General features: G+C 62.1%; 8 protein-coding genes. 1 reads left to right on the top strand and 7 read right to left on the bottom strand.

The annotated features are described in order from the left end of the window. Positions 1-64: 64 nt before the first annotated feature. A complete protein-coding gene (locus tag RMN95_RS05305; RefSeq protein ID WP_309615905.1) occupies positions 65-1,087 on the bottom strand; it encodes a LacI family DNA-binding transcriptional regulator in 1,023 nt (340 codons plus the stop codon). Positions 1,088-1,316: 229 nt separating this feature from the next. Here RMN95_RS05305 and RMN95_RS05300 point away from each other — a divergent pair, with 229 nt between their 5' ends. Then, on the top strand, positions 1,317-3,344 hold the full coding sequence (locus RMN95_RS05300) for a beta-galactosidase (RefSeq protein ID WP_309615904.1): 2,028 nt from the start codon (positions 1,317-1,319) through the stop codon (positions 3,342-3,344). Here the strand turns inward: RMN95_RS05300 and RMN95_RS05295 are convergent. The 6 genes from RMN95_RS05295 to RMN95_RS05270 all read right to left on the bottom strand — a co-directional run bounded on the left by RMN95_RS05295 (position 3,341) and on the right by RMN95_RS05270 (position 10,873). Beyond that, positions 3,341-5,386, bottom strand: coding sequence for an alpha-galactosidase (locus RMN95_RS05295; RefSeq protein ID WP_309615906.1), 2,046 nt, complete (start codon positions 5,384-5,386; stop codon positions 3,341-3,343). The genes RMN95_RS05300 and RMN95_RS05295 overlap by 4 nt on opposite strands. 48 nt (positions 5,387-5,434) lie before the next feature. Further along, a complete protein-coding gene (locus tag RMN95_RS05290) occupies positions 5,435-6,733 on the bottom strand; it encodes an extracellular solute-binding protein (RefSeq protein WP_309615903.1) in 1,299 nt (432 codons plus the stop codon). Positions 6,734-6,839: 106 nt separating this feature from the next. Continuing rightward, on the bottom strand, positions 6,840-7,736 hold the full coding sequence (locus tag RMN95_RS05285) for a carbohydrate ABC transporter permease (protein WP_309615902.1): 897 nt from the start codon (positions 7,734-7,736) through the stop codon (positions 6,840-6,842). Further along, positions 7,733-8,659 (bottom strand): sugar ABC transporter permease, encoded by a 927-nt coding sequence (locus RMN95_RS05280; protein ID WP_309615901.1) that lies wholly within the window; start codon positions 8,657-8,659, stop codon positions 7,733-7,735. Before RMN95_RS05280 ends, RMN95_RS05285 begins: the two co-directional genes overlap by 4 nt. Before the next feature lie 223 nt (positions 8,660-8,882). Continuing rightward, entirely contained in the window at positions 8,883-10,124 is a 1,242-nt protein-coding gene (locus RMN95_RS05275) for an ABC transporter permease subunit (protein ID WP_309615900.1), read from the bottom strand. Beyond that, positions 10,121-10,873 carry an ATP-binding cassette domain-containing protein gene (locus tag RMN95_RS05270; protein ID WP_309615899.1) on the bottom strand — a complete coding sequence of 251 codons (753 nt, stop codon included), beginning with the start codon at positions 10,871-10,873 and terminating at the stop codon, positions 10,121-10,123. The genes RMN95_RS05275 and RMN95_RS05270 overlap by 4 nt, the downstream gene beginning before the upstream one ends. Positions 10,874-10,947 lie beyond the last annotated feature (74 nt).

The following is a 10,947-nucleotide window of genomic DNA, read 5'->3' as shown; positions in this document are numbered from 1 at the left end:
TCACGGCCGAGCCGGAGCCCGACTTTCGCAGTGGCATCCGGGAGAACTATCGGGAACGAACGGATTAGGCCGAGCCGCGCCACGCAATTTCGGTTGGCAGCAGCGTTCCTGTGTTTGCGGGCGGGCGTCCGGCAACGAGGTCAAGTACCACTGATGCCGCCTCACGGCCCAGCAAGTCGGCCGGTTGTTGCACCGTGGACAGTAACGGCTGGCACCGTAGTGCCCATTCGCTGTCGTCGAAACCCACGATGCCCACATCAACCGGCACGCGGCGACCAGATTCACGCAACACCTCCATGGCGCCCGCGGCGATCGCATCGGAGGCAGCAAATACTCCATCGATCAGAGGCTCCCGTTCAAGCAGCGCCCGCATCCCATCGACGCCCGTGGAATGCGAATACAGCGGATAATCCACCACCAGAGCGGGATCGAAGCCCGCGCCCAGAGCATCCTGGAATCCCGCGAGCCGCTCCGTTCCGGAGTCCCGGTCGAGAGCAGCCGCAATCATGCCAATGCGCTGACGCCCGGTATCGATCAACCTGTGGGTGATGTCTCGGGCCGCTGTTCGGTTATCGATTCCCACAAAAGGGATGTCGTACGGCGTGGTGGGGTGGCCCACGAACACGGCCGGCAAGCCGATCTCGGAGATCGCAAGAGCGATCGGATCATATTCGCGCGCCGAGACGATGATGACCCCGTCAACGAAGCCGCCGCGCAGGAAGTCGGCGACCCGAGCAGAGTCGCGATCCGATCCGATGATCAGACACACGAGTTGGTAGTCCTCCTCAGAGAGTCGCTCATTGGTGCCGAGAAGGATCGCGCCGATGTTGGGATCGTCAAGAAAGACCGAATGCGGCTCATGCACGATCAGTCCGACGGACCGCGTGCGCTGGGAGGCGAGATTACGTGCCGCCATGTTGCGCACATACCCCACCTTCGCAATCGCTTTCTCGATTGCCTCTCGAGCGGAATCCGAAACGTAGGGCTCACCATTGAGAAACCTCGAGACGGTGCCTCGAGAAACATTCGCCTCGGCAGCTACGTCGAAAATAGTCGCGCGCCTCGGTTGGTTTGACCGCTGGCGCATGCAGCGATTGTACCGGCACCCCCGGTGGGAACGTTCCCAATTGACACTTTTCAAGGGTGAGGATTAAGCTAAGACCGACCCGCGTAGATCAGCGGGATTTTTATTGGACAGGCCTGTGCACGTTCACAGAATGCACGTTCACAGAATGCACGTTCACGGGCACGCGTTCACGGGCACGCGTTCGCAGGGTCCAGATTCACGGAAGAGATGTGCGCTAAAGGAGGCGGCGGTGAAGCGACACGACGTTGCGGCAATCGCTAACCGGTGGCAGGACGGGCGTGTGCTCTTCGGGTGCGACTATAACTTCGAGCAATGGTCGCCTGATGTATGGGTCGAGGATATCGCGCTGATGCGGGAGGCTGGTGTCGACCTCGTCGCTATCAACATCTTCGGTTGGGCATGCATTCAGCCGCGCGAACACAGCGTCGACTTCACCTCCCTCGACAGCGTGATCGAGCTACTGCATGACGCGGGGATACGCGTCAACCTCGGCACCGGAACGTCGTCCCCGCCCCCATGGTTATCGACCCTGCACCCCGAAATTCTGCCTGTTGCGAGCGACGGCACCAGCCGTTGGCCCGGGGGACGACAGGCGTGGTGCCCGAGTTCTCCCATTTTCCGCGACTACGCCCTGGCGCTGGTAACCCAGGTCGCGCAACGCTACGGCTCCCACCCGGCCGTGGCGCTCTGGCACGTCTCCAATGAGCTTGGATGCCACAACGCACTGTGCTACTGCGACGTCTCGGCCGTGGCCTTCCGCCGCTGGCTCGAACTCCGGTACGGCACGGTGGGGCGCCTTAACGACGCCTGGGGAACGTCCTTCTGGAGCCAGCGATATGACGCGTGGGATGAGGTTCTGCCGCCGCGCGACACCCTCTCCGCCGGAAACCCGGCACATCAACTCGACTTTGCACGATTCAGTTCGGACGAACTGCTCGACTACTTTCGCGCCGAAACGGCCATCCTCCGATCTGCGAGCACCGTACCGGTCACCACCAATTTCATGGTCACGGCGCACATCCGCACGCAGGACTACTGGCAGTGGGCACCGGAAATGGACATCGTAGCCAACGACCACTACCTCGATAACCGCCTCGACCACCCCGCCAGCGAGCTCTCGTTCGCCGCGGATGTTACGCGGGGGCTCGCCAATGGGGCTCCGTGGATGCTGATGGAGACATCCACGAGTGCCGTGAGCTGGCAGCCCCGCAACGTCGCCAAGGCGCCCGGGGAACTCTTGCGCAATGTCGCCGCGCATGTTGCCCGGGGGGCAGACGCCGTGTGCTTTTTCCAGTGGCGCGCCTCGCGCCAGGGTGCTGAGAAATTCCACTCCGCCCTACTGCCGCACAGCGGCACCGATTCGAAAATCTGGCGTGAGACCCTTGCTGTCGGTCGCATGCTGTCAGCTCTTCAACCCGTGTCGGGCTCGCGAGTGAAAACGTCCGTTGCCCTTGTCTTCAGTTGGCAATCATGGTGGGCGGCCGAGGGTCCGTCACAACCCTCCGCGGACGTGCGCTACCTCGACCAGGTGCACCGAGCCTATGAGGCGCTGCGCTCGACGGGCGTAACAGTCGATGTCGTGCCAGCGGGAGGACGCTTCGACGACTACGACGTTGTCGTCGTGCCGTGTCTCTACCTCCTCACCGATGACGACGCCGCGGTCGTCACTGACTACGTGTCGGGAGGTGGCACCGTGATCGTGACCTTCTTCTCGGGAGTTGTGGATGACGACGACCGCATCCGCGTTGACCCAACCGGCGCGGTTCGCCCCGGCGCATTCAGCGAGTTACTCGGCGCCTGGACCGAGGAGTATTTCCCTCTCCTCCCTGGGCAACAGGTGATTCTGTCGACCGGGGCAACGGGCTCGCTGTGGAGCGAGGTCGCCAGGCCCACGACAGCGAGCGTGCTCTCCACCTTCATCGATGGGCCCGTTGCCGGGCATCCCGCGGTCCTGTCGAATAGCTACGGTGCGGGCAGGGCGGTCTACATTGCAACGGCGTTGGATGCCACCTCTTTTGCCGCCCTGATGGGCGATGTGTTGGCGGACGCACGGGTGGCGATGCCCGCGATGACCGTCGGTGTCGAGCGCATTGTGCGCGTGGGAGATGACGCAACCTTCACCTTCGTGATCAACCACACCGTCACCGACGTCACGATCGACGGTGTCGGCTCAGAGCTGATCACAGGGTTGGCTGTCGACGGGCGGATGGTCGTTCCCGGTGGCTCGGTCAGGGTGCTGAGCGAGCGGCTGGCCTAAAGACGCTCAAGGCGCATTACCAGTGCCTGCTGCGGCTGTAACGACGGCCAAGCGATTCCAGTGCCGCCGAGGATTCGGCCGGGGAGCGTCACGCCACCGTCCCTGAGCCACTGTGGGGAGCCATGAAAGTGGCGAACAGGAGCGCCCAGGTCGAGCACGTCGAGACGGTAGTCAGCATCGATGTCAAGTCCGGGAAAGACGAGACCGGTCGACGCAGCATCCCGCGGGGCGGTGAGGCACACGGCGGCAAACAGTGCCTCGCTGCGATCCGGTGCCACGACTCCGTGCGTCTGGAGTGCCGGATCTGCCGCATCCACTCGTACCACCGTGCCGGAGTGCAGCAACCCTCGATGGCGCTGATAGGCGGCGATCCAGAGAGTCGCCGAGGCGAGATCATCATCAGTCGTGCTGGTCAGATCCCATTCGATGCCCGCCGACCAGAAGAATGCCGTGGCAAGCCTGAAGGAAAGATCGGTGGAGCGACCGGTGGTGTGGGCAATCCTCTCCCCGACGTGGCCGCCAATCACCTCGGGCGGCAGCACGATGGAGGTATAGCGGTGAATAACTTGCCGCTCCAGCGGATCATTGGTATCGCTGGCCCACACCCGATCGGTGTGCTCCAGTACCCCAAGGTCGACACGACCACCTCCGGATGAGCACGACTCGATCTCGAGGCCAGGGTAACGCGACCTGAGCGCCGCCATCAGCTGCCAACTCGCCACGGTTTGGCGATGTGTCGAACCACCGAGCAGGTCGCGGTTCTGATCCCATTTCAGGTAGGCAATGTCATATTCGTCGAGGAGCGCGCATAACTGGCCGAGAATGTTGGCAAAGGCCTCTGGGTTACCCAGATCAAGCGCGTACTGGTTGCGCCACGATTGCGCGCTCGCGAGAATCCACTCAGGATGCGTCCGCGCGAGCTCCGAATCGAGACTTACCATCTCCGGCTCAACCCACAGCCCGAAGTCCATGCCGAGGCTGTGCACATGGTCGACGAGAGGATGCAGGCCGCGCGGCCACCGGACGGGGTCGACGGTCCAGTCGCCCAGCGCGCGACTATCGTCTACGCGGCCGGTCATCCAACCGTCATCAAGTACGAAACGCTCCACGCCCACGACAGCCGCGCGTCTCGCCAGTTCCGCTAGTCGCGAGAAGTCATGGTCAAAGTAGACCGCTTCCCACGTGTTAAGGATCACCGGGCGGGCCGCCAGCGGGCGCGCCCGGGCCGCCCTGGCCCAGGAATGAAAGCGCTCGGAGATGCCGTCGAGCCCCGAATCAGACCACGCGCCGAGTACCGTCGGCGTCGAGTAGTGCTCGCCGTGTGCGAGCTGGATCTCGCCCGGCTTCAGCAGCTCTGCCGCGCCTAGGATCGATTGGCCGGTGGCGTGCGATTCTGCCAGCATGTCGTGATCGCCACTCCAGGCCAGGTGGAGCACCCAAACCTCACCGGCGCGAAACGCGAAACCGGGCGTTCCAGCCGCGAACAGTTCGGGGCTGTCATGGCCATTGCGCCCATGACGCGTCTGCCTGCTCCACGTACCGTGCGCGAGGTCACGACGTTGCGGCTGGCGCTCAAATGCCCAGCGTCCGGTGAGGTCAAGGACCTCCCGGGCCCGGGTGGGGATGGGCACGCTGATGCCCAGTCTGGCGAGCGTCCACGGCACGGAGCCGGTGTTGGTGACGACTGCCGTCATCGCCAATACTCCCTGCGGGGACAGACCGTATTTCAGCTCAACGATGAGTTCGGACGATACATCTCGCAGCATGAACGTCGCGGAGGCGGCATCCGGAACCTCGGCGCCCACGAGCTCGAAGGACAACTCAGTCGGCTGCCCCCCGCGGAAGCCGGAGATTCCCGGCGTGCCACTCCAGCCTTCACTTTCGACGGGCAGAATACTCAGCAGGCGCGGTGAATCGATAGAACTGGGAGAGATGGGAGGCAGCTGCGATAGTGCGAAACTCTCACGCTGGCTGGTCGTGAGGGCACCCAGATCGGCACCCCAGTGCAGAAATGAGGGTACCCCCGCACCCCGGGCATCCAGTACAAGACTGGCGCCCGGGACGCGGAGGTAGACGATGCTGTGAATAAGTTACTCCGCGACGGGAATCGATTGCGCCTTGAGAGCGGCAATCGTCTTCTTCGTGCCAGCTGCCAGCGCATCTGCCAGCGTGCCCGAGCCGCCGATGACCGCACCGAAGCCGTCCGAGACGTCGGTGTAGGTCTGCGTCATGGTCGGGCCCCACACGAAGTTCGGGATGACCTGGGCAGAGGCCTCGGCGAAGACGTCGTAGATCTTCTGACCGCCGTAGAACTCCTGCTCGGCCTGGAAGACGGGCAGCTTCGCACCGTCTTTGGATGCCGGGTACAGGCCACCGAGCTCGTTCGCTAAGGCGAGAGCCTCGGGATCCGTGTTCAGCCACAGCGCAAACTGCGCGGCCTCATAGGTGTGCTTAGAACCCTTGAGCACTGCGGTGGAAGATCCGCCCCAGTTGCCTGCGTCGGTTCCGCCATCTTTCCACTGGGGCATGGGAGCTACTGCCCACTTGCCCGAAGTGTCCGGTGCGCCGGTGCGGATGGTGCTTGCGCCCCAGACCGCCGAGATCCAGGTCCACTGCTGGCCCGTATTGAACGAAGCATTCCACTCATCGGAGAACGACGCGAGGGTAGAGACCTCGCCGCGGTCGAGGAGTCCCTGCCAGTAGTCGGCCACTTCGAGCGACTCGGGTGAGGTGAGGTCTACGGTCCACTTTTCGCCGTTGTTCTCAAACCACTGTCCACCGTTCTGCCACACCATGCCGGCAAACCAGTTGACGTCCGTCTTCGGGAAGTTGGTGATGAACGAACCCTGCGCCTTGATCAGAGCGGCGGCCGCGGCGTATTCTTCCCAGGTGGTGGGAACCGGGATGCCTGCGGCCTCGAAGAGGTCGGCACGGTAGTACATCGCAGTGGGGCCGCTGTCTTGCGGGATGGCGTATACGGCGTTGTCTTCCCCGAATGTCACCTGGCTCCAGGTCCAATCGACGAAGTCAGCTCCGGCGGCAAGAATGTCACCACAGGCGGCAATGTTCTCAAGTCCATCCTGCACGCGAAAGTTCGGCAGGGCGTCGTATTCAACCTGACCGATGTCGGGCGCGTTGCCGGCCTTGATCTGGTTGAAGAAGTTCTGGTACGTGCCCGAGTTGCCGTTGGGGCCGGTCTGGAACTCAACCTGAATATCAGGATTCTTTTCGTTCCACAGGTCGACAACTTTGTCCATACCGGGAACCCAGCTGGCGAAAGTCAGGTTGACGGGTCCATCTGTGGGCTCGCAGGCGCCACCTGCAGCCGGCTCGCTGCTGGGTGCCGAGCATCCGGCGAGAGCGAGCGCCGACACGACAGCTGCTGCCATAGCAGCCGTCCTTATTTTGTGTTGCATTGAATTTCCTATCGTTGCGGTGTGATGGTGTGACATCCGGGACGGACGACACTGGATTGCTGGGTACTGAGGTGCTTGATTACTTGACACTGCCGGCCGCCAGACCACCGCTCCAGAACCTCTGCAGGCTCAGGAACGCGACGATCAGAGGCACTATCGAGACAAAGGCCCCGATGACGACGAACGACCGGAGTTCTGGGTTCTGGCCGATCGAACTGTTCCAGGCGTACAGACCAAGGGTCACTGGGAACAGGTCTGGATCCCGAAGCATGATGAGCGGCAGGAAAAAGTTGTTCCAAATAGCGACGAACTGGAACAGGAATATTGTCACCAGGGCTGGTGCCATCAATCTGGTTGCGACCGTAAAGAAGGTGCGCAATTCGCTAGAGCCATCCAGGCGGGCGGCCTCGAGCAGCTCATCGGGGACGCTGGATGCAGCGTAAATGCGGGCGAGGTAGACGCCGAATGGGCTCACGACGCTGGGCAAAAAGACGGCCCAGAAGGTGTTAGTGAGACCCACCTGGCTGAAGATAAGAAACAACGGAAGTGCGAGGGCAGTGGCCGGTACCAGCACTCCGCTGAGCACCACGTTGAACAGTGCCTCCCTGCCACGAAAGCGGTACTTCGCCAGGGCGAAGCCGCACATCGCCGCTATGACGGTGCCGATCAACGCTCCTGCCCCTGCGTACAGGATGCTGTTCATGATCCACTTCAGGAACACGCCGTTGTTGTAGGTGAACAGCCCGCCGAGGTTTCCGATGAAGTTGCCGACGGCATCCGGTGTGAACCACAGCGGTGTGGTGCTGGTGAACTGGGCCTGTGTCTTGGTCGATGAGACGAGAAGCCACCAGATCGGCACGAGGAAGTAAAAGGTGAACACACCCATAATGAGCATCGCCGCGCTGCGAGAGAGAATACTTTCGCGCGCCGCACCGTTTCGCACGGAGGTCGGTCGAGACCGTGTGATTGCACTCATGCGAAAGCTCTCTTCTGGGTGACCTTGAGGAATACAAAGGAGAGCACGAACGTCGCCAGCGCCAACACGACAGAGAAAGCGGCCGCGAGGCTGTAATTGGGGACGGACGCTGTTGTATAGACGGCGAGGTTGGGGGTAAAGGTGCTGTTAATGGCCGAGCTGAACGTGCGCAGGGTCTGAGGTTCGGCCAGCAGCTGGAGGGTGCCGATGATCGAGAAGACCGCAGTCAGGATCAGAGCGGGTGTGACCAGGGGAATCTTGATCTGCCAGGCAACGGCCCACTGGCTGGCACCATCGAGCTTCGCAGCCTCATAAATTTCCGTGGGGATGGCGAGCAGTGCTGAGTAGATGATCAGCATGTTGTAGCCGATGTAGACCCAGGTCACAATATTGGCGATCGACCAGAGAATCAGATCGGCGCCGAGGAACGACACCTCTCGGGTCACTGCACTAAAGGGAGACAGCGAGGGCGAGTACAGAAATCCCCACATGATGGCTGCGATCACACCGGGAACGGCGTAGGGGGCAAAGAACGCCAGTCGGAAAAACTTCTTTCCCCTGACCAGCGGAGAATCGAGCAGGAGGGCAAAAAGCAGCGCGAGCCCAAGCATGACTGGAACCTGCACAATGCCGAAGAGCAGAACGCGAAGTACCGACATCCAGAACTCACTGGCCTGAAAAACGGCGATGTATTGGGTAAGCCCGCCAAAGACCGTGGTTGCCGGGCCGAAGGTGCCCTCGCGTTTGACGCTGAGAAACGATTGGTAGACCGCGTACCCGATCGGTACCGCGTAGAAGAGCGAGTAGAGCACGAGGAACGGTGCCACGAAGACCGCCACCGTCTTGCCGTGGCCGAGCTTCCTGCGGCGAAGGGGCTGAGTGCCCTGGCTTGTCAGTGCGCGCCCACCGGTAGTCACCGTCATAGCTGGATGCCCCGATCGTCTTTGGTCTGGCGCGGAGTGCTCGGTGCTGGAGCAGCCTCGAACGGTGTTCGGACACCCCGGATCACTCCATCGTGTGCTTTCTGTGAACGCTCCCATCTTAACCACATGACTTTTGGGCTGTCAATAAAGAGAGGCCGACCGGAATGAATCCCGGTCGGCCTCGGTCAGTTAGATTTCGCTGGTGGGTGGCCGTACATTCGCGCTACCGAAGGATGGCGCCGCCGGCGCGCTTACGCGATACGGCGTCGACACTCGCCGCAAGGATGAGCACGGCGCCCGTAACCAGGAAGTTGACGCCGGACGGAAGCCCCAAGAGCCCAAGCCCGTTGCCGATGATCGCGATCACAAACGCACCGATGGCGGCATGGATCAATCGACCGCGGCCTCCGAACAGGCTGACTCCTCCTACGACAGCGGCAGCGACCCCGCTCAGCACAATGGCACGTCCGCTGCTGGCATCGACGGCGCCGATCCGGCTGGCGTCGAATATTCCAGAGACCACGGCAAGGGTTGAACAGATGATGAAGGCTACCCAGCGCACCATCGCGACCTTTATTCCGGCGCGACGGGCGGCTTCCGCGCTGCCGCCGACGGCGTAGAGATATCGGCCGTAGCGAGTGCGATCGAGCACGAACGTTCCGATCCACAGCACGGCGAGCGCGATGGGGATGACGATCGGCACGCCCTGGATGGGTTTCACCGACAACGAGCGGTTGTCGTTGAGGACCGTGACCACGATCCCGCCCAGGACCGCGATGGCGGCCAGGCGGGCCCAGAGCAGGCCAATCGGCCGATTGGCGACCCCAGCACGAGCGCGCCTGCTGCGATCCCACAACCCCGTGCCGAGAGACACGGCGACCGCGACGGCCAGCATCACCCAGCCGCCCCACGTGGGCAGGTTGTCGTTCATGATCGCGATGACCTCAGGGGTCTCGACGCGATACAAGCCGCCCGTTCCAATGATGAGCAGTTGGAGCCCCTGGAAACCGAGAAACAGTCCCAGCGTCACGACAAAAGAGGGGATACCCACTTTCGCAACGAAGAACCCGATGAAGGTTCCGATCACGATACCCGTGAGCAGGGACGCCAGAATGGCGAGAATCCAGTTCACCTGCATCACGTTCACGAGAATCACGAAGATGGCCATCGAGACGCCCGAGGTGACCCCTGCTGACAGGTCGATTTCGCCGAGGAGGATGACAAAGACCAGCGCCATCGCGAGCATGACGAGCGTGGCCGCCTGGGTGAACAGGTTGGCGAAGTTGAGCCTGGTCAAAAAGTAGGGGCTGAGGAACGAGAACAGCACAGCCAGGACGATAAGTCCGCCGATCGCCGGCAGGGCTCCCATGTCACCCTGGCGGAGTCGCTGGATGTAGCTGCCCACCTGGTCACGGATCGAACCCTCGTGGCCGGTGCCGATGAAAGTCGGCTCTGGGGTTGTCATGATTGTGCTCCGTCGTAAGTCTTGCTGCCGGTGATGTAGCCGACAACGTCAGCGTTGTTGGTGTCTTCTGTTCTGACGGAAGCGACCATCTGCCCCAGGTAGAGCACGCTGATGTAGTCGGCGACCTGGAACACGTCAACAAGGTTGTGGCTGATGATGATGACGGCGACACCCTGGTCGGCGAGACGGCGCACAAGGTTCAGCACCTGCTCGGTCTGGGCGACGCCGAGAGCTGCCGTTGGCTCATCCAGAATCACGACCTTGGCCTTCTTGAGGACCGAGCGTGCGATCGCCACGGTCTGGCGCTGGCCGCCGGAGAGGGATGAGACTTTCTGGCGCAGCGACTTGACCGTGCGCACGGAGAGCGACTGCAATGTTTGCGCGGCTTCGCGCTCCATCACGCCCTCATCGAGGGTGCCGACGCTGAGTTCCTCACGGCCCAGGAACATGTTCTGGACGATGTCGAGGTTTTCGCAGAGGGCGAGATCCTGGTAGACCACTTCAATACCCAGGCGGGATGCCTCGCGGGGGGTATGGAGCTGAACTTCCTCGCCGAACACCTTGACCACCCCATTGTCGTAGGGCTGGACACCCGCGAGCCCTTTAATCAGAGTGGATTTTCCTGCTCCGTTGTCGCCGACGAGCGCAGTGACCTTGCCTGCGTACGCCGTGAGGTTCACCCCTTTGAGGACGTCAACGGGACCAAAGCTCTTGGTGACCCCCGTCAGTTCGATTACTGGCGTATCCATGCCGGATTCCTTCCTTGCCCCAGACATCAGTGTCGGGGCCTTTCAGTGTGCCACTCTGCGGCACTCTTTGTTGG

The sequence above is a fragment of the Salinibacterium sp. genome (assembly GCF_031364185.1).
GTDB lineage: Bacteria > Actinomycetota > Actinomycetes > Actinomycetales > Microbacteriaceae > Rhodoglobus.
The sequence above is the reverse complement of the archived record's forward strand: the minus strand, read 5'-3'. Positions and strand labels throughout refer to the sequence as shown.